Genomic DNA, 24,582 nt, shown 5'->3' with positions numbered 1-24,582 from the left:
TATGTTGCCTGTATTCCTATCCAGCGGCCTTTTTCTGGGCTGGTCACTGGGCGCAAACGATGCAGCAAACGTTTTTGGCGCAGCAGTAGGCTCCCGCATGGTGCGGTTCAGAACCGCAGCCATCGTCAGCTCTCTCTGCGTTATTTTCGGCGCTATGTACAGTGGCTCCGGCACTGCGGACACCCTTGGAAAACTCGGGGAAGTTAATGCTCTTGCCGGTGCATTCATGGTCGCATTTTCAGCTGCCATCACTGTATACCTACTTGTTAAAGCCCGTTGTCTCGTTTCCACATCGCAGGCAATTGTAGGTGCCGTTGTAGGCTGGAACTTCTTTAGTGGATCTGCGACTGACCCCGCCGTGTTGAGTAAAATTATGCTCACCTGGGTAGCGTGTCCGGCACTTGCCGCGGTCTTCTCTATTTTCCTATACAAATGCATAGCCGGAGCAATCCGCGCTGCACAACTGCACATATTCACTCTGGACGGAATGACCCGATGGGGACTCATTCTTGCCGGAGCATTCGGCTCGTATGCACTAGGGGCAAACAACATGGCGAACGTCATGGGTGTATTTATCCCCGTAGCTCACCTTCAGCCGATTGAAATATTTCCGGGACTAATCCTGACTGCAACACAGCAGCTCTTTTTCTTAGGCGGTCTTGCCGTTTCTGTCGGTATTTTCACCTACTCGCACAGAACAATGATGCTTGTAGGCGACGGCATTGTGAAGCTTTCACCAGTCGCATCATTTGTTGTTGTTATGGCGAACTCACTCGTTCTGTTCATGCTCTCTTCACAGGGGCTTTCAAACTTTGCCGTTTCCCTTGGTCTGCCACCTATTCCGCTTGTACCGGTATCCAGCTCTCAGGCTACTATCGGCGCTATTGTCGGCATAGGACTGCTCAAAGGCGGCCGAGGAATCCGCTGGAGATCTCTGGCAAACATCGCCTTCGGATGGGTGCTTACTCCTGTTATGGCTGCAACAATCTGTTTCGTCTGCCTCTTCTTTTTGCAGAACGTTTTCCAGCAGACAACATTCCAGCCGGTATCGTATGAGCTCACTCCAACCGCTTGGGAAAAGCTGACCGAACTGGATGAAATCAAGCAGGAAACACTCACGAAAATTGATGACCTCTGGCTTGAACGCTTCCCGAACGCACGTGAATTCCGTCAGGAATTACGCGACAGACTCGGGAAACAGCCGGAAACCATCCAGACCATCATGTACTATGCACGTCGTGATTCACTCAGATTGTCACCAAGGGTTATTGAACGCCTCGGTACAGAAAAATTAACTGAAGCTGAAATAGCCGTAATTAACAAACTGTCCGGTCAGGTCTTTGTTCATAGCTGGCACTTGAAAGACGTTCTTGGAGAAATGTCACCGCTATGGCGTTACTCTGAAACCGATGCTGCGCACAACAAAGCACTTGATGCGAAATTCAAGTTCCTTGATACAAAGCTGCATATTCAAGAGCCTGATGGACGGTAATTCGTTCGAGAGCCAAAAACACTGCACAAAAAAAGGGTTGTCCACGAAGGACAACCCTTTTTACTTCTTACGTAATTGTAGCAAACTACAATTTTAAAGACCCTCTAAATTCTTCCAGATCAGTAATATTCATTTTTTCCATCAACTGCTCAAGCTCTTTCACCAGTCGGAAAGAGAAGTCAGGACGAAGGAAGTTAGAAGTACCAACCTGTACAGCATGTGCGCCTACGAGAATAAACTCAAGCACATCTTCTGCTGATGCAATGCCGCCCATGCCGATAACCGGAATAGAAACAGCTTTGCAAACCTGATGCGTACAACGCAGTGCAACAGGCTTAATTGCAGGGCCGGAAAGACCGCCGATGACATTCGCGATGAGCGGCTTGCGGGTACGAATATCTACGCCCATGCCGGACAATGTATTGATACAGGAGATAACGTCGGCTCCTGCACCTTCAACAGCTTTGGCAATGGTTGTAATATCAGTAACGTTCGGGCTCAGCTTAATAATAATCGGCTTATCACCGGCTGCTTTTTTAACGGCTTCGGTTACTCGAGCAGCAAGCGTTGCGTCCTGTCCGAAGAGAATACCGCCTTCACGTACGTTCGGGCAGGAAATATTCACTTCTATCGCCGCAATACCTTTCTCAGCCGCCAGAACAGCAGTAAGTTCTCCGAACTCTGCCGGATCACAAGCATAAATATTGGCAATAACCGGAAGCTCGTCAGTAGGAAGCTTCGGTAATTTTTCAGTGATGAAGGTTTCCACACCGGAGTTTTGCAGACCAACAGCATTCAACATGCCGCACGGCGTTTCTGCAATACGAGGCATAGGGTTGCCTGCACGCGGCTCAAGGGAAAGACCTTTAACAACAATACCGCCGAGTGATGTCAAATCGCCGTACGGAGCAAACTCAACACCATATCCGAAGGTACCGGAAGCAGTAAGAATAGGGTTTTTAAACTGTAAACCAGTAGAGCCGGGAAGCGTTACGTTCATGTTCATTTCAGCCTCCTAGTCTTCATCAAGAACAATTTGATCCGCCCAGAAAACAGGACCATGCTCACAAGCCTGAGCACGACCGGCTGCTACACCTTTGGCAGTCATTTTGTCTGTAGTTTTGGTTACACACCCTAAACATGCGCCAACGCCGCATGCCATACGATTTTCCAAGGAAAGCTGACAACGGGCACCATGTTTAGCTGCAAAAGCCTGTACCGCACGTAAGAACGGGGTAGGGCCGCAAGCCAATACAAGGCCGTCGCTTTCAGCATATTCTTTAATGCTTGTTTCAATCAGATCAAGGAAATGCGCCAAGTCATCAGGGCCACGTTCAAGGTGGCTTGCTGCTGTAATACGCTCATTGATAGATTCAAACGGATAGCAGTTCAAAGGCATTCTATGCCCGAACTCCATATGCAGGTTCCATGGCTGCGGGTGCTTCTGCGCGTAGGCTACAAGCGGTGCAATACCGATTCCGCCGGCAAGAAGCAGTGTCGGAGTTTTATCCTCGACAGCAAACGGAGTACCAAGAGGTCCCCATACCACAACTTTATCGCCTGTTTTCAGTTCTGCAAGACGCTTTGTTCCGCGCCCCACAACCTGAAAGAAAATTACGAGGTCGCGTTTACTCACACGACAAATAGAAAAGGGACGCGCCCACATCATATCAAGCGCCCACCCTTCCGGGCGAAGCATCACAAACTGGCCTGGCTGCCAATCTGCCCATTCCGGGCGCTCAATGCGCAGGGCGAAAAATAAACTTTCGCCGGATACTGTTCCAAAGGGAACATTATCAAGGACTGTAAGTGTAGTGCATTGTTCCTGATGCATAATTCCTGTAACCTTATTGCAATTTCTTCAGGCTTTGTTTTCCTGCCCAAAGCGTGCAAATCCTGATAGTAAAGTATTACCCGAACGCGGGCTGTTTACGTGTACGTTCTTTCCGCTCCAGTCGCAATCAATACTTTGGGGGTAAGAAGCATTTGCTGTCTGCACCTTCGCGGACAAAATCCCCCATCGCGCAAGAACGTATCACAGAAACCGTAACCACTGAAACTTATTCATACATTTATTAAGCATACAACCACAGTAGAAAAGAACTTCAAACCACACACTGCCGCTTTGACACCGACAGTTACGTAAACTTCTGCAAAAGAGTTTTCTCCAGTACGTGTATTACTGTTGCCAACGGGTAATTCAATGGTTATGAGCTACATCGCAGACTACGAAGAAAATTATTTCCGCCAGCAAATTTTTTTTCAACTCATTGCACGGCAATTGGTTGAACCATCTAGGGACGGCGGGATCATAAGAGATATATATTATGCAAAATAAACCTGAAATCTTGGCACCTGCCGGTGATAAAAACGCGTTTCTCGCTGCAATTGCAGCCGGTGCAGACGCGGTATACCTAGGCTTGAAACACTTTTCTGCCCGTATGGCGGCAGATAACTTTTCCTCTACCGAACTTTCAAAAATGGTGGAGCTTGCCCACAAAGAAGACCGTAAAGTCTACGTGGCAATGAACACACTTGTTAAGCCGGGTGATCCTGATTCCGCTGCACGTCTCATTGGCAGACTTCAGCGGGACGTAGGGCCGGATGCACTCATCATGCAGGATTTAGGCATGGTTGAAGTCGCAAAACAGGTTGGCTTTAAAGGCGAACTCCATCTTTCTACTCTGGCGAACGTTACACACCCTGCCGCATTTAAAGTTGCGCAGGACATGGGTGTTGATCGCATCATTCTTCCGCGAGAACTTGATATTGATGAGGTTCGTCAGTGCAGTGATGCCTGCCCTGAAGACATGTCTCTGGAAATGTTCGTTCACGGTGCTCTTTGCTACTGTGTTTCCGGTCGTTGCTACTGGTCAAGCTACATGGGAGGCAAATCTGGTCTCCGTGGTCGCTGTGTTCAGCCATGCCGCCGTGTATATCAGCAGAAAGCACGTAAAGGTCGCTTCTTCTCTTGTCAGGACTTATCTCTGGATGTTCTTGCAAAGACATTGCTTCCTATTGAAAATTTAAAATCATGGAAAATTGAAGGCCGTAAAAAAGGCCCTCATTACGTTTACTACGTAACAACAGCGTACAAACTTCTCCGTGATAACCCGAACGACCCGCAGGCACGCAAGCAGGCAGAACAGATCCTTGAACAGGCTCTGGGACGTCCTTCTACTCACAGCACATTCCTGCCGCAGAAACGCCGTTCCCCTGTTGATCCGGGAGAACAGACAAGTTCAGGTCGTCTCGTTGGTAAAATTACAGTTGAGCCACCAAAGAAAGCGAAAAAAGGTGAACGCACCTATCCTAAGTACTTCTTCAAACCTCGTTTTGAGCTGTTAAAATCAGACTTTCTGCGAATCGGTTACGAAGACGAACAGTGGCACTTTACTGATCGAGTTCCGCATCCTGTGCCGAAAAACGGTACATTTGTGCTGCGCGCTCCTGCCGGTAAACGCCCGAAAAGCGGCACACCTGTTTTCCTTATTGACCGCCGTGAACACGAGCTGACTAAGCTTCTTCGCGAATGGGAAGGAAAGCTTTCCCGTTGCAAAGGCAAAAAAAGCCAGTCAATTGATGCTTCTCTTGCCTATCCGGCTATGGGCAAGCGTCCTCGTTCCATGACCATCTTGCTCCGCGACCATCTTCCACATGGCAAGCAGGGCAAAGCTGGTAAGTTTACCGATACTGCAAACGGCATCTGGCTCAGCCAGCGTTCATTAAAAACTGTCGGACGAACTCTCTTCGGACGCATGTCATGGTGGCTGCCACCTGTGATCTGGCCGAATGAAGAAAATAAATGGCGTTCCATGATCAAGCAGGCACTCCGTCAGGGTGCACGCCACTTTGTTCTCGGTTCTCCATGGCAGGCTGCCTTCTTTGAAGGAGCACGCAATATTGATCTGATTGCAGGCCCGTTCTGCAACCCTTCAAACCCTGCTGCAATTGCGGCATTGAAGAAAATGGGCTTCAAAGGCGCTATCATTTCCCCTGAACTTTCTCAGGAGGATATCATGGAGCTTCCAAAACAGAGCTGTCTGCCGCTTGGCCTTGTTCTTTACGGTTACTGGCCAATGGGTATCTCACGCTTCCCACTTGAAGGTGTGAAACCGAATGAGCCGTTCTACTCTCCTAAAGGTGAGTGCTTCTGGCTTCGCCGCTATGGGCAGAACTCTTGGATTTACCCGGGCTGGCCTATGGACATTGAAAAGAACAAACAGCAGCTGTTACAGGCAGGCTACACAATGTTTGTAAAGCTTATGGAAAGACCGCCTTCTGCCGTTCCAGAAGCAAAACGTACGTCCCCGTTCAACTGGGATTTAACGTTACTCTAATCCTACTCAATAGTTATAAAAAAGGGCTGTTCCATGTGGAACAGCCCTTTTCTTTTATCTACTTCCAATATTTTAAAGATACGGAGAGAAAAGCCAAAAGAAGGCGTCTCTGATCCTGACAGGTAACGGCCTGGAGACCATTTCACGGTGTGTTACTTCCTGCGATTGCAATACGGTTGTATCTACATGCTTAATCAACCGTCCCGCCAACTCCATATCAAGCACTTCAACATTTAATTCAAAATTCAAGCGCAGACTGCGCGGGTCCATATTCGCTGAACCGAATTGCACGTAACAATCATCCACAATGAACAGTTTTGTATGACAAAACGGCAATGGCTGATAAAAAATTCGTACACCGGCTTCCAGCAGGTCTTTAAAATAATTTCGGCTTGCCCAGTGAACAAACGGCCAATTTGACCTGACAGGCAAAATAATTTTCACCGCCACTCCACGCAAGGCTGCAATAGAAAGCGCGCTTATAAGCTCTGCTGAGGGCAAAAAATAGGGTGTTATGATTCGCACGGAATGCTTTGCAGCACTTATGGTTGCAAGAAGTGAAGTATGAAGCGGGTTATCCGGATTATCCGGTCCGTCCTTAATCACTCGTGCGAGAATATTCCCGGTATGATCCATAGGAGCAGGAAGCGGTTGATGCGCCTGTCCATGAGCATACGCCCAGTCTTCCATGAATATTTGCTGAAGTTGAGAAACTATCGGGCCTGTCAGCCTGTAGTGCATATCAGAAAGACGCCTGTGGCCTTTGGAATTACGAGTTCCGCCGATATTCATACCGCCCGTAAAACCTATTTTTCCGTCCACAACAAGTAACTTTCTGTGATTTCGAAGGTTCAAGCGTATCTGTGGAGGGAAGAGGCTCAAAGGAAGAAATATTGTAGAAGGCACGCCGTGCTTACGCAACGTACGTACAACAGTACACCACGAAAGAAACATACCGAATCCATCGATAAGAACGGCAACTCGAACCCCGCGCTTGTGCGCATCAATCAAAGTCGCCACAAACTTCTTTCCCACCGGATCCTTATCCAGCATGAACGTAGAAAGATACACGGATTCCTTGGCGTTCTTTATCGCATCCAGCATTGCCGGATACGCTTCTCTTCCATTGAAGAGAGGATGAATGCTATTTCCTTTTAAAGGAAATGTACCGGTCAGCGCACGCCCGATTTTCTCAAGCATCTTCAACTCGTCTGGCAATTCCCGTAACAGACAAGTATGTGCACGATGATCAGGAGGCTTAAGGTGCCCCATTGCATTCTGCTGCTCAAACTCTTCACGAAGACGTGTCGCACTTCTTCTGACGCGGTTAACGCCAAAAAGAACATAGGCAAGGACACCCACCAGAGGTAAAGAGAGACAGATAGTTACCCAGACGATTGCGGAGCTCGGCTGTTTTTGTGTCAACAGCGCATGTCCGGCTCCTAACAGGGACAGGATGAAGAAGAAATTGAATAATAAAACATAAGGAGACATAGGCGCTCCATCAAAATCAAAACTGCTATACGGTTGGATATGAGAACAGAAATGACAGTTTCTTATCAATACGGCGGAGCAGTAACTATTTGCAAGTTTTATTATGTATAAAGAACAGAATATAAAAAACGCGGAATGTACACATCCCGCGTTTTACATACAAGAAACTATCGAACTACCAGTACCGGAATCTGGCAGTGGGAGAGGATTGCAGAAGAAACACTGCCGAGCAGCATACCTTCAACTTCACTCAAACCGCGGGAACCGATACAAATAAGGTCACAGCCTTCTTCCTGTGCTGCGGTGCAAATAGCATCAAACGGACGACCGGACTCAATACGGGTTTTGAATGCAACATTCTTTGCTTCCAAACCAGGAATGTACTCATCAAACACTTTCTGTGCTTCTACTTTCATTTCATCACGAAGCTCTTCACGAGCACTGCCGCCAATGATTGCCGGAATACGATCAAGAACATGAACCAACACAATTTCAGCATCCATGCTTTCTGCAATAGCAAGAGCTCTGCGCTTTGCAAGCAATGCATGTTTAGAGCCATCTACAGGAACAAGAATCTTTTTGAAAAACATGAGTAAGCCTCCGCATGCTTATTGTCTTAGGGTGCGCTTTAGTAACTAAAACATACTATAATCTATTATCCTAAATTACGACGCACGTAGATATTCCTTATAATACAGCATTAAAATTAGCAGGTTCAAGAAGATTTTTCAATACAGTATCAACTGCTGAACATGGATTACTTCCTGTTCAAATACTTCTTACTTTCGTACAAACATGCTACATTTTGTATTACTTTCACGAAAAAAAAGATAAAAACGAGTAAACTGCGAGGTAAAAATGATAGACCTTCAAACTATGAGTTCCATGGTCTCCGTCTGGGTCGTTGATGGCGGAAAAAACATTTTATACGCTCTCGTCATCCTCATTGTCGGCTTCTGGTTTGCCCGCTACTTTTCACGCCTGACACGCGCTTCGTTAGATAGATACAAAATAGACCCTTTGCAGGCAGGATTTTTAACAACAATTGTCCGCTATGCCATCATCATTGCAGTCATACTCATTGCGGCATCACGCATCGGAATAAACATCACATCCTTGATAGCCATCTTCGGTGCAGCTGCATTGGCTATCGGTCTTGCGGTTAAAGACAATCTTTCAAACTTTTCGTCAGGCATGCTGCTCGTTTTCTTCCGCCCGTTTACACAGGGAGACTTTGTAGAAGTTGCAGGCGCATCAGGAACAATTGAGATTACGAATCTCTTCAGCACCGTTCTCAATACAACTGACAACAAAAAAGTCTTCATCCCAAACAGGCTGGTTATGAACAGTGTCATCGTCAACTACAGCGCCAACGACACACGACGAATCGATCTCTCAATTGGTATTGATTACGAAGCCGACATCAAGTTGGCTAAAAAGACATTGGCCAAGCTCGTTAAAGACCATTCCGCAGTGCTGGATTCACCTGAACCGCTTGTAGCAGTTGAAGCGCTTGCAGACAGCAGCATCAACTTAACAGTGCGGGCATGGGTACCCTCAGCCAAATATCTTTCAACCAAATTTGAATTGCTTGAAGAAAGTAAAAACGCCCTGACAACACAGGGAATATCCATCCCATTTCCACAAATGGACGTACACTTGGACAATCCTTAGTCACCACAACACATGATTGTTTATGAACTTTTGCACGTTGAGACGGTACGAGACAAAAAATGCAACTATCTTGAACCAAACGCCAAAAAGCTGTATCAGGCGCACATCAAGAATTTTCAATGGTGCGCATCACAAGCACCATAAACAGGAATGACAACACATTCCCTATTAGGAGGCCAGACGTGCGGATTCTTATCGTGGGTTCCGGTGGACGTGAACACGCCCTCGCTTGGAAACTTCGTCAGAGTGCAAAAGTTGAAGAAATCTTCATCGCCCCGGGTAATGGTGGTACAGCGCTCGAAGGTACGAACGTGCCGATTAAAGCAGATGACCTGCCCGCACTGGTGGCTTTCGCCAAAGAAAAGGCTATTGATCTCGTTGTTCCGGGCCCAGAACTTCCTTTGGTTCTTGGAATCAAAGATGCGCTCGATCTGGAAGGGATTCCCTGCTTCGGTCCAAATGCATTTGCAGCCCAGCTTGAAGGCTCCAAAGCGTTTGCAAAAAAGATTATGCAGGAAGCCGGTGTACCCACTGCTGCGTTCGGTGTATTTGAAGAATTTTCTGAAGCGCGTGACTTTGTACTGGAAAAAGGTGCTCCGATCGTTGTTAAAGCTGACGGCCTTGCAGCCGGTAAAGGCGTGATCGTTGCTCAGTCTACAGACGAAGCCATTCAGGCGCTTGAAGAAATCATGGTGCAGAAGTCCTTTGGCGACTCTGGGAAACATGTTGTTGTTGAAGAGTGTCTTGTCGGTGAAGAAGCATCCTTTATCTGTTTCTGCGACGGCAATTCAGTAAAACCTCTTCCATCTTCTCAGGATCACAAAGCAGTGTTCGAGGGTGATACAGGCCCAAACACTGGCGGCATGGGCGCTTACAGTCCGGCACCAGTTTTACCGGCTGACCGCTACGACGAGATCATTGAATCTGTCATGAAGCCGGTCATCAATCTCCTCGGCAAAAAAGACAAACCGTTTATCGGCATCCTCTACGCAGGATTGATGATGACTGAAAACGGTCCATACGTTCTCGAATTCAACGTCCGCTTCGGTGATCCGGAATGTCAGCCGCTATTAATGCGTCTGGACTGCGATCTTGCTGAAGTAATGATGGCGTGCGTTCAGGGAAAACTTGCCGAAACTCCACTCCCAATTAAAGATGAAACAACCCTTGGTGTTGTTGTTGCTGCAGACGGTTATCCGGGAACCTACCCTAAAGGTATGGCAATTACCGGCATGGCTGAAGCGGAAGCAATCGGCGACGTTAAGGTTTTTCAGGCAGGAACAACCATTGAGAACGGACACACCGTTTCCAATGGCGGGCGAGTACTTTGCGTAACCGCACTTGGCGCAGACTTAGCAGCTGCGCAGAAACGCGCTTACGAAGCCCTTAAATTTGTCAAAATGGATAATGCGTACTTCCGAAAGGACATTGGCTTTAAAGGGTTTAAATAAGACTCTCAGGAGACAGAGAACATGCCTCAAGTTGCTATTTTCATGGGCAGTGCTTCAGATGAAGAAACCATGCGCCCATGCACCCAGCTATTAGATCAACTTAAGATTTCGTACATCTTCACCGTTAGCTCTGCACACAGAACACCAGAACGAACAGAACATCTGGTGGACTCTCTGGAAGCAGACGGTTGTCAGGTATTTATCTGCGCTGCCGGCATGGCTGCACACCTTGCCGGTGCTGTGGCAGCACGTACTCTTAAACCAGTAATCGGTGTACCTGTTACTGCATCTAACCTTTCCGGTCTTGATGCTATGCTTGCAACTGTTCAGATGCCTCCAGGCTACCCTGTAGCAACAGTTGCACTCGATAAAGCAGGTGCTAAAAACGCTGCATGGCTTGCTGCACAGATGATCGCCCTTACGGACGACAGCATTGCTGCAAACCTCAAAGCAGCACGTGAAGAAGGCAAAGCCGCTGTTATTAAAAGCGCGGAAGAGCTTGAAGCACGCTACGCTAACTAACAAAAAGATTGGCAGTATGGTCTGCACCTTTTCCATGTAGCTGCAACTGCACGGAAACGGTAAAAGACTTCCCCAACTGCGGTTAAATTAAAAACGCCCGTCAGCTTCCCACTGACGGGCGTTTTCATTTCTTTATTGTGCTACAGAGCAGCAGTAACACGTTCAGACTGAGCAATGCTTTGCACTGCACCTCTACCCGTTTTATACGGACATGTCTGAACACAAGAAAAACAGCAGAAAGGTATTAAATAACCTCAAGCCCCTCTTCTTCCATCAACGCAATACCATACTCAATTGAAATTGCGTATGACAGGTCGGTATCCAATGCCTGCTCACGTGTGTACGAAGAAATCGCACTTCCGTCTGCCATTGGGCAATAGCGTCCGCAAACAATACCGACAATGCGATCTTCATTAATACTGATAAGCGGGCCGCCAACATCACCGGCATGAACGCGGGTATCAAAAAGAACATGGTTGTTGCCAAGCGGTGATGTTAATTTTGAACTGACCACAGAACTTACGACTGTAAGATGGTGCATGTTCTGAAAGCCGAACGGGTATCCGAGACTTACCATTGGTGCACCGAGACGCAACGCCTCTGCATTACCAAGCAAGAAGTCAGGCATAACAATATCAGCTTCAACATCCAGCGCCAGCAACGCAATATCACGCTCTTTGTCCACACTGATCACCTCAGCCGGAATAGAACGAACATGCTCGCGACTGATAGTCTGGAAATCAGTACTCTCAGGAGCGTACGGCACAACACACAAGTCTTCATGGTTATCCCCGAAAAGGTGGCTTGTTGTAAGCATATAGCCCTCTTCGTGTACAAGAAAACATGAACCAAGAAATGCTGCACCTTCTTCATTCTGACGCATCAGCATCATGCAGCCACCAGTGAATTTTTCGGCAGAAGTAGTGTACATAAAGTCCTCCTATCGAATTTTATGGCGACGACGTTTTGCAGGAAATGCTTTCGGGGTCACACTCATTTTCTTCGGCTTTTTCTCAGGATCAATGTAGAACTGCTGAGGGCCGGAGTAATCTTTCAGTCCCTTAAAGAGGCTGTAGACCATAAAGAGCAGAATAACCCCGAACGGTAATCCCGATGCGATAGTAGCTGTTTGCAAAGCAATGAGTCCACCGCCGTATAGAAGCGCGGCAGCTACAGCACCTTCAGTCAACGCCCAGAATACACGCTGCGGAATTGGCGGATCCTGATTACCGTTTGCTGTAATAATATCAATAACCAATGAACCGGAGTCCGAAGAAGTTACAAAGAAGGTAATTACAACAACGATACCAAGAACACTTGTTACAGATGAGAACGGGAAGTGCTCAAGCAATACGAACAGGGAAACAGGAACGTTTTCCTGAACAGCTTTAGCAATACCACCGCCACCGAACATATCGATAAACAGTGCACTGTTACCGAAAACGGTGATCCATACAAAAGTAACAAGAGTAGGAACAAGAAGCACACCTGCGATAAACTCACGGATTGTGCGTCCCTTAGAAATTCGGGCAATAAACATACCTACAAACGGTGACCACCCGATCCACCAACCCCAATAGAAAACGGTCCAGCCGTTCTGCCATGAGGAGTTTTCGTAGGTTTCATTCCAAGTGGAAAGCTGCATGAAGTTCTGAAGGTAAATACCAATGTTTTCCACAAGAGCATTAAGGATAAACAAGGTAGGACCTAAAAGCAGTACGAAGAACATCAATGCAAGAGCAAGTGCGATGTTGATTTCACTCAACTTACGGATACCAGCATCCAGCCCACGTACAACGGAGTACGTAGCGATAAGGGTAATACCACAAATTAAAAGAAGCTGGACATTTGTTGTCTGCGGAACACCGAAGACATGAAATAAACCGGCATTAACCTGCTGCACACCAACACCAAGAGAGGTAGCAACACCGAACAGTGTGGCGACAGTAGCAGAAATATCGATAGCATACCCTAACGGTCCGTTAACTTTATCTCCGAGCAACGGAACAAAAGCAGAACGGATAGTAAGCGGATAGCCTTTGTTAAAAGAAAAGAATGCCAGTGAAAGCCCCACAAGGGCGTATACACTCCAAGGGTGCAGTCCCCAGTGAAGGAAGGTCAAATCCATTGCTCTTCGAGCAGCTTCTGGAGACCCCGGAGTATCGGAAAATGGAGAAGAGATGAAATGGAACATTGGTTCGGCCACGCCGTAAAAAAGAAGACCAATACCCATGCCTGCACTGAAAAGCATCGCAAACCATGCAGGTGTACTAAATTCCGGCACAGCTTCATCACCGCCAAGCCGGATATCTCCGAATCTGGAGAACATGAAAAGAAGACCGCAAATCAGGATAAGGTTCATAGTTAAAACAAAGAACCACCCTGTGTACGTTGAAATAGCGGTCTGCATGATGCCAAAGAAATCTTTGATGTCTTTGCCAAGGTAAATAGTTAATGCAACGAGAAAGATAATTAACCCTGCAGAGATAAAGAAAATATACGGATGTACATCAAATTTTAATTTCGCCCCATCACTGTTGGTGAGGTTTGAAGTGGAACTCAAAATTCCTCCTTCTGTTTACGCGCAATGCACTATTTACTAATACAGCCTATAGTACGCACAAAAAATAATGCAGAATATACGTTCTGCATTACAAATTACAGTGCATAAAAAAATTGTACATTGTGTTTCGCAGTTATGACTCGCTGTATTATAAGCTATACAATAAACACCGTAATTAGTCAAATTGAGCATTCAAACGATTTACTATCTGTAACATAGACTATACACGGCCTTACAGTGTCGCCTCTCATTTTTCCTGTAAGATAATGATTCTATGGACTATCCATACAAAGAATAAGATTAAGAGCTTCTCATAAAAAACTCTCTCTAAAAACAAAAAACGCTCCAGCCTTTCAAGGGCGGAGCGTTTTTATGTTCTATACTACTACAGTCTACCGAGGTGGCACACCGGAAGACTCTCGGATGATAAGATCATGCTGAACGGAAGGAATAGTTTCTTCAGGGTGTTTGCCGGTACGCAAGATATCAAGCAGTACAGCAGTAGCCTGACGTCCCATACGATAGCCCGGCTGCAAAACGGTTGTCAGCGGCGGCCATACATGTTTGGCCATCGGGATATCATCAAAACCGATAACTGAAACATCCTTCGGAATTTCAAAACCAAGACGACGCAAAGCGCTGATTGTATTAATTGCAACCAGATCGTTCGAAGCAAAAATTGCAGTCGGCGGGTTTGAAGAGTTCATAAGCTTTTCAACCCCTTCAGAGCAATCAAGAGTATTGGAAGAAATCTGTACAAAGCTCTGAGGGTGAGTCGGAATATCATGATCCTGCAAGCAATGCAGGAATCCTTCATAGCGCATACGGCAACGGTCAGATGCTGTGAATGGTACGCCGAGCATTGCAAAGCTCTTATGTCCGAGCTTAATCAAATACTCTGTCGCATCATAACTTGCCTTCACGTTATCCACGGACACACACGGCAGACACCCCTGCTTGTTGAACAGGTTCACTGCAGGAATTTTTTCCTGATACAATTTCTGTGCGATATCGCCCATGGAGTCAGAAACGGTCAAAATAATACCGTCTACACGACGCTCAAGAAAATTCTCTACCATCTGCTTTTCACGCTGACGGTTGTACTCCGCACTCGCAATAAAGACCTGATACCCATGAAGCTGTGCTTCATCCTGAACACCACGCGCACACTCACTGTAAATCTGGTTATTCACTGCCGGAATAATATACCCGATTGTTTTAGTACGCTGAGTTGCCAATGCTTTTGCCGCAAAGTTGCATCGATAGTTGTGCTTATCGATGATGCGCTGAATACGCTCCCCAGTTTCTTTGCGAACCTTTTCCGGCATATTCAGGTAGCGGGAAACTGTTGCAATAGAAACTTTTGCCTCTCGGGCAATATCCCTAATCGTCGGCTGGAAAGATTTGTTCATAGTCATAGGTCATAAACGCGTTATGGTTTGTATACTGGATGCTTAATCCCCAAAACGCGCGCTTGGACTGAGGGGAGGCATCATACGTTTTGTCATCACGACAAACACAAAGAAAACAGGATTGTTACTCTCAAAGTGCAATACAATGAAAACAGTGCAACAAACAAATCAATCCGTTTTCATTTTTTGCTTTATATGGTGGTTTTAAAACTTTTGCAACTATGGTGTTAATATAAGAGGAAGAACCATGATAAAAGCCGCTTAGGCAACGCCTACATACACTTAGCACAGCGTCCTTAAATACCGTAAAACAGCGTTTCATAAGAATGAAAACGGTTACATATAAAAATTAATAATTACTCATCAACTTTTTTCGCAGACAAAAAAAGATCGGAAAAGCATCGCTTTTCCGATCTTGAATATTTCTCTTTGTCCTGACAGTGAAATGAGGCAGCTGAACAGAGCGCCCTATTCAGCTAACAGGCAGGCGGAGCTGCACAAGCTCCGTTACGACAGGCTAGCCAATCGGCAGTACTGTACGGTCGTATACTTCGTTAAGTACTTCTGCCATAGCAAGGTAAATTGCAGAAAGACCACAAACAATACCCTCATAGCCAGCAATTGTGCCAATAAGAGCAGAACCGGTAAAGTCGCGGATAGCAAGAAGGAAGAACAATGCTGTCAGCGAACCGAAAATAAATTTAATGCAGAAATTGCCTTTCAATGTTCCGAGGAACAAGAAGAAAGTTAAAACACCCCACATTACCAGGTAACATCCCATGTACGCATGAGGAGTCGCTTCTGCCCAGCCAAGCTTAGGCATAACGATCAGCGCAACAAGTGACAGCCAGAAAAGACCGTAAGAAGTAAACGCAGTTGTTCCGAAGGTGTTGCCCTTCTTAAACTCCATAATACCGGCGATTACCTGAGCAATACCACCGTAAAAAATACCCATCGCAAGGATCATAGAAGAAATCGGGAAAAATCCTGCATTGTGAATGTTCAACAACACTGTGGTCATACCAAAACCCATAAGACCGAGTGGTGCTGGATTCGCTAAATTATCTCGCATCAACCTACTCCTGATACTAAAAAGTCGTACGCCCTGAATCAAGGCTGTTTGCACGAACAGCTAAGCTATATTCCTTGGAACTTCAAGCGAAATTACAGCAAATTTGTAAAGCCATCAATTTTTCCAAGAAATACCAAGCTGTTACCTCCACCACTATGGCCAAAAAAAAAGCTGCACTCACGCACCCCTCCAGTGAGGGTCGCGTGAGTTGCAGCACTACTTTAGTAATACGGGGTAACTGAAAAAGAATTGTTACAGTTGTGTTACAATAGCGTTACAGCTTTGTGTCTATGAAAAATCTTCAGCTAATAATGCCTGAAGTTCTTCGCGAATAACCTGCGCTGCAGACTTTGCAGCTGCCTGCTCAATAGAATTCTTAATCTGCCCTTCTATACGGGTTCCCATTGATTCTATTAATGTCTCTGTACGAACTTCTACCGCACTAAGAACACGAGCCATCAGCGGGCCATCAATATTAAAAGCGTCATCAATAGCCTCAACAAGCACCTCTTTCTCAACAGCCGCTGGCTGAGGAGTAAAAGATTCCTGCATTGCAACAACGTTCTGAAGCGTGCTCTCAAGATAGTAAATACGCTCTGTAAGCTCTGCAAACTCTTCTGGAGTCATTGCCGGAACCGGCGGCTCATCAAAAGAATCGTTTTGCGGTACTGCGGAATCTACAGCCGGAGTGGTGTCCAACATTTCCATAGAAGAATCAGAAAACTCTGGAGCAGACACCGCTGACTCACGCATTAAATCTTCAATGCTGGCATTCGGCGGCACTGGAGCTGCGTTCTGGTTAATGTCTTCCATATCCAAAACAGAAGAATCACCTTCTTGCACAGCTTCAACTTCAACCGGAGCATCAGGTTCAACAAACGTATCAACCTCAGGTTGAATTTCAGGCATAGCTTCCAATTCAGCCATTGCCTCCTGCGCAATATCTTCCATAGGAATGTCATCTTCCATGGCTGACATCACATCTTCAATCGGGCTTTCCAGTGCGCTTTCCGGCTGCACTTCAGGCTCCATAAAGGCTTCAGGAGCAACTGGCGCCTCATCAATTGGAAGTTCATCAGCAACCGCGTCAAAATCCTGCTCAGGCGAAGGTTGGAAGCCTGCATCAGCCAACTCCTCTACTCCGGAATCGGTTGCAGGTGAAAAATCGGCAACATTTTCTTCAAAAGCCGGCGTATCTACTAAAGGCTCTTCAATCACTTCAGAACCAGCCTGCATCGCATCAGAATCAAGTACTTCTGCAACCGGCTCAACTGACGGCTCTTCAGCTACCACATCAGAAGCTAATTCAGTATCCTCTGCCTCGCTAAGCAAAGCATCAATATCGTCATGTGTAAAATCTGCCGGCTCAACAGGTTCTTCTTCGAAAGACGCTGGCACACCGTCCATTACTTCCGGTGCCAACGGTTCTTCACCTAAAATTCTATCCAGAGTCGAATCAAGATCCTCCTCCAATGAGGTAGGCTCAGCTAACAACTCCTGTTCAGTGGCCGGTTCACCAACCTCATCCTCCGAAGCAAGCGCTTCAACATCTTCGAATGCTGGTTCTGGAGAAACATCAGGCTCTACTACTGCATCCACTTCAAGAGAGGATTCAATCTCTTGCATATTTTCAAGCACATCATCTACCGGCGTAGCCAACAGCTCGTCTGCGGACTCTTCTGAGGTCTCATCCCTAACTGGTTCCATCGCCTGCTGTTCATCAAGCAGGGAGTCCAGTTCATCAAGAATTGATTCAAACTCATTAGAAGCTTCCAATGGAGGCTCTGATGCGTCAGAAGCTAATGGTTCATCCAAAGCTTCTTTGGCTTCTACAGACGGGGAAACTTCATCGTCCTGTAACAACGCATCCAGCTCAGCTGCCAAATCATCTTCAACTGCTGCGCCTGCTTCTGAAGTTGCTCCCTGTGGTTCCTCTATAAGATCAAGCGGATCAGACTCCAGCAGCGCATCGATATCAAGATCATCTACTGCTTCTTGTTCAGCAGGACGCTCAAGCGGCTCTGCAGAAAGTGTGGCCGGCTCGGATACTATTTCAGAAGAATCCGCTAACGGTTCTTTCGATTCCTTAGAGAAATCTTCAACTGTGCTTGCTGGCTCTGCCATTGCTTCTACAGAAGGTTCCGACTGAGCAGGTGCTTCCGGCTCAGAAGACATCGGTGCTGAAGGTTCAACAGAAGCCATTTCAAGGTCATCCAGAAGCGCGTCAATATCTGCATCAAACATTGATCCATCAATCGGCGCTGAAGGCTCTGGAGTAAGATTTTCTATAGGCGCAGAAGGCTCGAACACCTCTTCAACTGGAAGTTCCTCAACCTCAGGGTCTACTTCCGCAGCGACTTCAGGCGGTTGAACAGGCTCAGGCTCTGTAAAAGCTGGCTCGTTCCCTGCTTCATCCAACTCGCTAAGAAGGAACCCGATGTCATCCATCTCGACATCTTCAGACTCAAGAGTGGTGCCGTCGGCAGCAGTCAGGTCAGTACGAGGAGTATGTTCAGGCTCATTATCCATCTTCAGAAGCGCGTCCAAATCGGAAAGATCTATATCATCTTGTGGAGCAGCAGGAGCAGGCTGAGATAAGTCATCAGAAAATTCATTTAAAATATCATCCACATCGAAAGGATCGTCCAATGAAACATCCTGAGTAGATGCAGAAGGACGTTGTGGCTCTGGAGTTGGCGCAGTGACGGGGGCAGCTTCAACCGGAGCTTTTGGAGCCTCACCTAACTCAGTATCAAGATCGGCAAACAAATCATCAACATCTGAAGCATTCACGTCAGCAATATTTGCTTCCGTTGCAGGCTGTTCCTTAGCAACTGGAGCAGAAAGAGAATCCAATTCTCCCAAATCAAACTCCATTCCAAGCTCTGCAAAAAGATCATCTTCAGCCTGTGGTGCAGCAGGGGCTGCTGCAGGCTTAGAAGCTTCTGGAGCCGGCTCAAAATCAAAGTCAGCAAGAATGTCATCGGCGGCAGCAGGCTGCGGCTCCGGAGCCTTTTCTGCGGTTCCAAGCTCCATGTCTAAATCTGCAAACAAATCGTCAATATCCGCAGTATTCACATCTGCAATATTTGCTTCCGTTGCATGAACCGGTTCCTCTGCCACTGCCTGAGGCTGTGGAGTCAGCTCACTTACAACAGGTTCCGGTTCGGCAGCGCTCAACGACATGGACGATAAATCTTCATCAAAGTCAGGTTGATAACCAGACGGCTTAGCCGGAGCAGGTGAATCAGTAAATTCGTTTAATAAGTCTTCAAAGTCTGCATCAAAACCTACGGAAGAGTCTTTTTCATCCGCTGAATCAAGTAACGCGTCGAGATCAGACTCAAAGGAAGGTGCTTCCTGCTGGACACTCTGTTGTGCAGGTGCAGCTTCCGGGGCAATGTCTGCCAAAAAATCTTCTACAGCAGGATCGCTGGATGGTGTGTCTGTTTGTGTTTCAACAACAGGAGCATCATGTACTTTTTCAACAGATGGAGAATCTGAAAACTCAGAAAAGTCTGTTGTGGTAAAAAGATCTTCAAGCTCACTTTCAAAATCAACAGTGCCAGCTGGGCTTGCAGGGATATTAGAACCGGACGCCTGTTCAGGCGGGGTTCCCATCTCTACGATTTCTGTTAGATCGATAATTCCATTCTTTGCATTATCGGACATGACACACCTTCAGATTCGGTTAGGCAGTTTGAACACTAATTTTAGTACGGAAATGTATGTGAATAAACAGATCACAACATACATTATTTCATGAAATTAACCATACATTACTGCATAAAGCAAGATACTATACCGGCGCATAAAACGTATGAACCTGCATATAGCGACTATTTGCCGTTTTCATGCACGACGTTATAGCCATGATATTTTTACGCTGCATTCTACACTTGATACGTAACAGACAATACCATTCAAAAATATGACTAAAGTGCAACAAGATGAGGTCTTATTCTTTATTTTAAGAAAATACTAAACAAGAAACTGTGCAACACCTCTGCCACAGTAAATTCTCATCGGTATAGCTATCTGTTTCATTAGGTATAGCCGCCAATATCACTGTTTATTCCTGCACTCCACAAAAAAAAGACCGCCTTTTCAGGCGGTCTTTACTTTCTTAGCAAAAGCTCACTCTATGAGTGACACTTAGATTTTTTACAACCAGTGAGAGCTTTTTTCTTAGCTTTATCTTTGCCAGCTACTTCTTTGTGGCAAGATACACAAGTTGCGATACCGGATTTTTTACCCGGTTTTTTGTTATGCACGATTTTGTAGTAAGAACCAGCTTTCTTCTTGTCAGCTTTCGCAGCAGAGTGACAGCCGGCAGTAGAACATTTCTGGTAATTTTCTTTACCGTTTACAGGGTGGTGACATTCTTCACATTTGTAATCGGTGTGGGTTGCGTGGTTAAACATAACCGGTTTCTTAGTTGCTTCCATCTTAACTGGTTCGGATGGAGCATCAACAGCGTAAGCAACCATAGCAAAAGCAACACAAAGCACTGCAGCCATAGCGAGTACCATTACTCTTTTCATGACAGTACAACCTCCTTCACAAGGCATGTTATGATTTTCACATTAGGCTATATTGTACCTCTATTACACTGTCAAGCAAACGCGACCTACTCAGTAGTAATCACAAAATATTCCCCGAACATAAGGAAAAGACAGCAAAGCGACAGTGTATAATGTGTATTGTTTGCTCAATCAAACCATACAACGTTATTTTACAGTATGGCACTTCTTACATGAGGTCGGACCTGCAGGCTTACCTTCTTTCTTAAGAGCCTTATGGCAGCCGTTGCAGCTCACTTTACTATTCGCATGGAAGGCATTTCTAAAGTAGAGAATAGATTTACGTTCCTTGGAAGAAGTCGGGTTGCCAAGATCATGGCAGCCCTTAGATGAGCAGCTATAAATATCTGGATTCTGCTTCAGCATGTGGTGACAGGTATCACATTGCAAAGCAGCATGCTTGTCATGCGAAAATTCCACCTTAGGCTTTTTCAACTTTGCTCCAACAGGTGCACCGATAACAACTGGTTCCTGCGGCGCTTCTTGAGCCGCAGCAATACAGATTGCTGCAAAAAACAGAGAAATGATCAACGGTACGGAAGGAATCAGGTAGCGATGTTGCATAACATTTTCCAAATAATTATTTTCTGTACTTTTTCAGGTAACCACGGGGAGTTACGATGTTTTCACCTATCATTCGAGTCGTCGAATTGCCTATTATTATTGTAGAGAGCATATCTACTTGCTCTGTGTCAAAGGAATTCAAAGAAAATACGAGAGTTTCCTGCTCGTTCCTGTAGGCAGATTTCACCAAACCAACCGGTGTCTCTGGACTGCGGACAGATCCGACAATTTCCAGTGCTTTGCTAATCTGCCAGTCCCTGCGTTTTGATTTCGGATTATAAAGAACAATCACAAAATCTGCATCAGCAGCGGCTTGTAATCGTTTTTCAATCAATTCCCAATCAGTAAGCAGGTCAGAAAGGCTGATAACGGCAAAATCATGCATCAACGGAGCACCTAACAACGCAGAAGCCGCTGAAAGCGCAGGAATGCCTGCCACAACTTCCAGCTCCAAAGTATCAAGATGCTCTTCTGCCAATTCGTATATCAAGCCGGACATAGCATAAATCCCGGGATCTCCGGAACAGACTACCACTGTATCTTTTCCACTCAATGCAATTTCAATAGCTTTTTCACAACGGGCCATTTCACCCATCATACCTGTTGAAACAAGCTCTTTACCTTCTTTCAACGCATCAGGAACTAATTCTACGTACAGGGTGTACCCTACTATAACCTCTGCGTCGGCTATGGCCTTTTGCGCCTGAGGAGTCAGTAACGCACTATCTCCGGGGCCGAGTCCGACAACTTTCAATGAGCAACCCATTATATCTCCAACGCAACAGCGCAAGTCACGCCATTGCCCTTTTGTTTTTCTACAACCAGTCGAGCATTCTGTTGAGATGATGCACCGTGCAATGCAGCTGCTTCAGCAACACTTTTTGTTCCGACAGCGTTCTTGGGAGCATCGGAAGGATTGGGAACATCTATCTCGTTAAGCAATTCCGCAGAAAATGTCTCAAAGGGAACTCCCAACACATTTGCGGCTTGAATTATTCCCTGCTCATCTTTTTTGGCATCAACAGAAACAAGACGGGCAACACTGCCAAGTGCTAAGTCATGCTTACTAAATGTCTCCTGAATCAACTGAAGAATAGCGTCTTTTGACGCACCACGCTTAGCGCCTACCCCCACAGTTAGCACTTTAGGGTGCAGCAGCAATGTCTTCTCTTCCAGTTCCAATAACTCTGCACTACGCCACGAAACAACGATACTCGGTGCCTCTTCTTCTGAAAACGGCACCAGTTCAGCCGGTAAAAAATATTTTTCAAACGTACCGCGCTTCAAACTGAGAACATCAGCCGGATCATCAAGAATGACCTGCTCTCCAGCCAATAACGCCCCGTTAATATACTTCACAGCATCCAAATTATGAATAACACAGCCGGCCTCTTGAGCAACCATATCGACAGACGGCAACTTTTCTGTATCCGTTGCTGTAGTGATAACAGCAACCCCGCCGACAATCTGCGCTATTTGCTGAGCAAATCTATTCGCTCCGCCAAGATGCCCTGAGAGCAAACTGATAACATGCTCACCGTTTTGATCCAGAACAACCACTGCAGGATCAACATCTTTACTCACCAGATGCTGCGCAATAGCCCTGACGGCAATTCCGGCCGCAGTAATAAACACATGAGCAGTGAATCGACCAAATGTTTCTGCCACACACTCACGCAAATGTTGAAAACCGGATTCTTCCAGAACAGCTTCAGCATCAACCATCCGCTCGGGTAAAAAGATGCTTCCTCCGACTTCACATGCCAGTGTTCGGGCAAGCGCTGCGCCTTTAGGCGTAAGCGCGTATATTGCAATGGAATTCATAGTGTTCATCATAGGTAAAATAATTACTGCACACGAAACAGCCCCTGCCGACTCTCGGTTTTATATCAAAAAAGGATAGAACCTACGAGCACCCTTTTAAAACACAAAGTGCATATAAAAAGGGTGAAGTGACAAAACACTCCACCCTTTACTCTTCTTCAAATAAGCAACCACAACGACTTGTCCTGCTTATTCACTTGAATTTTCAGAAAATCCAGATACTGAACAACGTCAAACTGGACATTTAGTGAAACAGACATCTCTTCTGCCCGCATCACCTGTTCTGAAAATTAAAAGTTTACATTGCGGGCAGCAGCAAGAGCCTTCTCAAAATGCTCATCTGTATGCGCAAAAGAAACCATTGCAGCTTCAAGACCGAGAGATGCAAGGTAGATACCCTGAGCACGCATCTGCTGGTAGAAAGAAGCATACATTTTTCCATCACAAGCTTTAGAATGCTCGAAGTGTGTAACCTGTTCTTTGGTGAAGAACATGGTAAACATGGAGGCGATGGTGTTGTATGTAACATCCACACCTTTAGAAGCGATAATAGCATGCAGTTCTTTTGCAAATGCAGCAACGCGAGCTTCAAGAGCATCGTAATCAGCATTCTGAAGCACTTTCAAAGTTGCAATACCGGCAGCCATAACAACAGGGTTACCGGAGTTTGTGCCAGCTTGGAAGATGTTACCAGTTGGTGCAACACGATCCATAATTTCACGCTTACCGCCGTATGCGCCAACAGGCATACCGCCACCGATAATTTTACCGAGAGTAGTAAGGTCCGGGGTTACGCCGAAACGCTTCTGCGCGCCGCCGTAAGAAAGACGGAAGCCGGTAATAACTTCATCAAAAATAAGTAATGCACCGTACTGGTCACATACATCGCGAAGTCCCTGCAGGAAGCCTTCAGCAGGCGGGATAACACCCATGTTGCCTGCCATAGGCTCAACAATGATACACGCAATTTCATCGCCGTTTGCTTCAAACTGCTTACGAACTGCTTCGAGATCATTGTAAGGAACAAGCAATGTATCCTGAACAGTACCGGCTGGAACACCGGGAGTACCAGGGATAGAAAGGTCTGCAAAACCGGAACCGGCAGCAGCGAGGAACGGATCACCGTGTCCATGGTAGTTACCGATAAATTTAACAAACTTATTTCTTCCGGTGTAGCCGCGAGCAAGACGGAGTGCTGTCATGGTTGCTTCAGTACCGGAGCTCACCATGCGAACCATATCAACGCCAGGCATAGCATCTACGATCATCTGAGCCAGTTCAACTTCGCCCGCATATGGAGCACCGAAGCAGCAACCGCCAGCGGCAGAATCCTGAATAGCCTTAGTCACATCAGGATGTGCATGACCGAGAAGCATTGGCCCCCAGCCTTCAACAAAATCGATGTACTCTTTGCCATCTTCAGTTGTAAGAATTGCGCCTTCACCTTTTTTAATAAAAAGCGGCTCACACTCAACGCTAAGACAAGCACGGATAGGACTGTTTACGCCACCCGGCATAAGCTCTTTAGCACGTGCATATAATTCACTGGAGCGTTCCATATGGTTCTCCCTCTTGGATAGTATAAATAAAA

The 24,582-nt window shown here is 46.2% G+C and carries 19 protein-coding genes; 5 read left to right on the top strand and 14 right to left on the bottom strand.

What is annotated here, in order from left to right; genetic code table 11:
- Position 1: 1 nt before the first annotated feature.
- On the top strand, positions 2-1,492 hold the full coding sequence (locus QZY95_RS02785) for an inorganic phosphate transporter (RefSeq protein ID WP_290919098.1): 1,491 nt from the start codon (positions 2-4) through the stop codon (positions 1,490-1,492).
- 85 nt (positions 1,493-1,577) lie between these two features.
- On the opposite strand, the gene QZY95_RS02780 is transcribed toward QZY95_RS02785, so the two are convergent.
- A complete protein-coding gene (locus QZY95_RS02780; RefSeq protein ID WP_290919096.1) occupies positions 1,578-2,498 on the bottom strand; it encodes a dihydroorotate dehydrogenase in 921 nt (306 codons plus the stop codon).
- Between the two features lie 9 nt (positions 2,499-2,507).
- The gene (locus QZY95_RS02775; RefSeq protein ID WP_290919094.1) at positions 2,508-3,326 is read right to left on the bottom strand and encodes a dihydroorotate dehydrogenase electron transfer subunit; all 819 of its coding nucleotides are present in this window, start codon (positions 3,324-3,326) and stop codon (positions 2,508-2,510) included.
- A gap of 493 nt (positions 3,327-3,819) precedes the next feature.
- Here QZY95_RS02775 and QZY95_RS02770 point away from each other — a divergent pair, with 493 nt between their 5' ends.
- Positions 3,820-5,832 (top strand): U32 family peptidase, encoded by a 2,013-nt coding sequence (locus QZY95_RS02770; RefSeq protein ID WP_290919092.1) that lies wholly within the window; start codon positions 3,820-3,822, stop codon positions 5,830-5,832.
- Between the two features lie 72 nt (positions 5,833-5,904).
- Here the strand turns inward: QZY95_RS02770 and cls are convergent, their stop codons facing one another.
- Together cls and QZY95_RS02760 are read right to left on the bottom strand one after the other, a co-directional pair.
- Entirely contained in the window at positions 5,905-7,326 is a 1,422-nt protein-coding gene (gene cls / locus QZY95_RS02765) for a cardiolipin synthase (protein WP_290919091.1), read from the bottom strand.
- Between the two features lie 167 nt (positions 7,327-7,493).
- Positions 7,494-7,916 (bottom strand): universal stress protein, encoded by a 423-nt coding sequence (locus tag QZY95_RS02760; protein ID WP_290919090.1) that lies wholly within the window; start codon positions 7,914-7,916, stop codon positions 7,494-7,496.
- A gap of 268 nt (positions 7,917-8,184) precedes the next feature.
- Here QZY95_RS02760 and QZY95_RS02755 point away from each other — a divergent pair, with 268 nt between their 5' ends.
- From QZY95_RS02755 to purE, 3 genes are all read left to right on the top strand, one after another.
- The gene (locus tag QZY95_RS02755; protein ID WP_290919089.1) at positions 8,185-9,000 is read left to right on the top strand and encodes a mechanosensitive ion channel domain-containing protein; all 816 of its coding nucleotides are present in this window, start codon (positions 8,185-8,187) and stop codon (positions 8,998-9,000) included.
- A gap of 182 nt (positions 9,001-9,182) precedes the next feature.
- Positions 9,183-10,451: a phosphoribosylamine--glycine ligase gene (purD, locus tag QZY95_RS02750; RefSeq protein WP_290919088.1), complete on the top strand. Its 1,269-nt coding sequence runs from the start codon at positions 9,183-9,185 to the stop codon at positions 10,449-10,451.
- Positions 10,452-10,472: 21 nt separating this feature from the next.
- A complete protein-coding gene (gene purE, locus QZY95_RS02745; RefSeq protein WP_290919087.1) occupies positions 10,473-10,973 on the top strand; it encodes a 5-(carboxyamino)imidazole ribonucleotide mutase in 501 nt (166 codons plus the stop codon).
- 244 nt (positions 10,974-11,217) lie between these two features.
- On the opposite strand, the gene QZY95_RS02740 is transcribed toward purE, so the two are convergent.
- From QZY95_RS02740 to hemL, 10 genes are all read right to left on the bottom strand, one after another.
- Complete coding sequence (locus QZY95_RS02740) at positions 11,218-11,904, bottom strand: serine protease (protein ID WP_290919086.1); 687 nt, start codon at positions 11,902-11,904, stop codon at positions 11,218-11,220.
- A gap of 9 nt (positions 11,905-11,913) precedes the next feature.
- A complete protein-coding gene (locus QZY95_RS02735; protein ID WP_290919085.1) occupies positions 11,914-13,536 on the bottom strand; it encodes a BCCT family transporter in 1,623 nt (540 codons plus the stop codon).
- A 392-nt stretch (positions 13,537-13,928) separates the two neighbouring features.
- Positions 13,929-14,948 (bottom strand): substrate-binding domain-containing protein, encoded by a 1,020-nt coding sequence (locus tag QZY95_RS02730; RefSeq protein WP_290919084.1) that lies wholly within the window; start codon positions 14,946-14,948, stop codon positions 13,929-13,931.
- A 517-nt stretch (positions 14,949-15,465) separates the two neighbouring features.
- Positions 15,466-16,020 carry an acetate uptake transporter gene (locus QZY95_RS02725; RefSeq protein WP_290919083.1) on the bottom strand — a complete coding sequence of 185 codons (555 nt, stop codon included), beginning with the start codon at positions 16,018-16,020 and terminating at the stop codon, positions 15,466-15,468.
- A 288-nt stretch (positions 16,021-16,308) separates the two neighbouring features.
- The gene (locus QZY95_RS02720; RefSeq protein WP_290919082.1) at positions 16,309-19,692 is read right to left on the bottom strand and encodes a hypothetical protein; all 3,384 of its coding nucleotides are present in this window, start codon (positions 19,690-19,692) and stop codon (positions 16,309-16,311) included.
- Between the two features lie 470 nt (positions 19,693-20,162).
- Positions 20,163-20,564: a cytochrome c3 family protein gene (locus tag QZY95_RS02715; RefSeq protein WP_290919079.1), complete on the bottom strand. Its 402-nt coding sequence runs from the start codon at positions 20,562-20,564 to the stop codon at positions 20,163-20,165.
- Between the two features lie 186 nt (positions 20,565-20,750).
- Positions 20,751-21,167: a cytochrome c3 family protein gene (locus QZY95_RS02710; RefSeq protein ID WP_290919076.1), complete on the bottom strand. Its 417-nt coding sequence runs from the start codon at positions 21,165-21,167 to the stop codon at positions 20,751-20,753.
- A 16-nt stretch (positions 21,168-21,183) separates the two neighbouring features.
- Positions 21,184-21,933: a precorrin-3B C(17)-methyltransferase gene (gene cobJ, locus QZY95_RS02705; protein ID WP_290919074.1), complete on the bottom strand. Its 750-nt coding sequence runs from the start codon at positions 21,931-21,933 to the stop codon at positions 21,184-21,186.
- The gene (locus QZY95_RS02700) at positions 21,933-22,991 is read right to left on the bottom strand and encodes a cobalamin biosynthesis protein (protein ID WP_290919071.1); all 1,059 of its coding nucleotides are present in this window, start codon (positions 22,989-22,991) and stop codon (positions 21,933-21,935) included. The genes cobJ and QZY95_RS02700 overlap by 1 nt, the downstream gene beginning before the upstream one ends.
- 290 nt (positions 22,992-23,281) lie before the next feature.
- A complete protein-coding gene (gene hemL, locus QZY95_RS02695; protein WP_290919069.1) occupies positions 23,282-24,550 on the bottom strand; it encodes a glutamate-1-semialdehyde 2,1-aminomutase in 1,269 nt (422 codons plus the stop codon).
- Positions 24,551-24,582 lie beyond the last annotated feature (32 nt).

Source organism: Halodesulfovibrio sp., from assembly GCF_015482765.1.
Classification (GTDB): Bacteria; Desulfobacterota; Desulfovibrionia; order Desulfovibrionales; family Desulfovibrionaceae; genus Halodesulfovibrio.
The sequence above is the reverse complement of the archived record's forward strand: the minus strand, read 5'-3'. Positions and strand labels throughout refer to the sequence as shown.

What these genes read in the sequence shown, in the direction of transcription:
- QZY95_RS02710 (WP_290919076.1), bottom strand. Translation starts at nt 21,167, where the DNA reads ATGCAACATCGCTACCTGATTCCTTCCGTACCGTTGATCATTTCTCTG.
- QZY95_RS02725 (WP_290919083.1), bottom strand. Translation starts at nt 16,020, where the DNA reads ATGCGAGATAATTTAGCGAATCCAGCACCACTCGGTCTTATGGGTTTT.
- QZY95_RS02755 (WP_290919089.1), top strand. Translation starts at nt 8,185, where the DNA reads ATGATAGACCTTCAAACTATGAGTTCCATGGTCTCCGTCTGGGTCGTT.
- purE (WP_290919087.1), top strand. Translation starts at nt 10,473, where the DNA reads ATGCCTCAAGTTGCTATTTTCATGGGCAGTGCTTCAGATGAAGAAACC.
- QZY95_RS02785 (WP_290919098.1), top strand. Translation starts at nt 2, where the DNA reads ATGTTGCCTGTATTCCTATCCAGCGGCCTTTTTCTGGGCTGGTCACTG.
- cls (WP_290919091.1), bottom strand. Translation starts at nt 7,326, where the DNA reads ATGTCTCCTTATGTTTTATTATTCAATTTCTTCTTCATCCTGTCCCTG.
- hemL (WP_290919069.1), bottom strand. Translation starts at nt 24,550, where the DNA reads ATGGAACGCTCCAGTGAATTATATGCACGTGCTAAAGAGCTTATGCCG.
- QZY95_RS02775 (WP_290919094.1), bottom strand. Translation starts at nt 3,326, where the DNA reads ATGCATCAGGAACAATGCACTACACTTACAGTCCTTGATAATGTTCCC.
- QZY95_RS02730 (WP_290919084.1), bottom strand. Translation starts at nt 14,948, where the DNA reads ATGAACAAATCTTTCCAGCCGACGATTAGGGATATTGCCCGAGAGGCA.
- QZY95_RS02780 (WP_290919096.1), bottom strand. Translation starts at nt 2,498, where the DNA reads ATGAACATGAACGTAACGCTTCCCGGCTCTACTGGTTTACAGTTTAAA.
- QZY95_RS02715 (WP_290919079.1), bottom strand. Translation starts at nt 20,564, where the DNA reads ATGAAAAGAGTAATGGTACTCGCTATGGCTGCAGTGCTTTGTGTTGCT.
- QZY95_RS02760 (WP_290919090.1), bottom strand. Translation starts at nt 7,916, where the DNA reads ATGTTTTTCAAAAAGATTCTTGTTCCTGTAGATGGCTCTAAACATGCA.
- QZY95_RS02770 (WP_290919092.1), top strand. Translation starts at nt 3,820, where the DNA reads ATGCAAAATAAACCTGAAATCTTGGCACCTGCCGGTGATAAAAACGCG.
- cobJ (WP_290919074.1), bottom strand. Translation starts at nt 21,933, where the DNA reads ATGGGTTGCTCATTGAAAGTTGTCGGACTCGGCCCCGGAGATAGTGCG.
- QZY95_RS02700 (WP_290919071.1), bottom strand. Translation starts at nt 22,991, where the DNA reads ATGAATTCCATTGCAATATACGCGCTTACGCCTAAAGGCGCAGCGCTT.
- QZY95_RS02720 (WP_290919082.1), bottom strand. Translation starts at nt 19,692, where the DNA reads ATGTCCGATAATGCAAAGAATGGAATTATCGATCTAACAGAAATCGTA.
- QZY95_RS02740 (WP_290919086.1), bottom strand. Translation starts at nt 11,904, where the DNA reads ATGTACACTACTTCTGCCGAAAAATTCACTGGTGGCTGCATGATGCTG.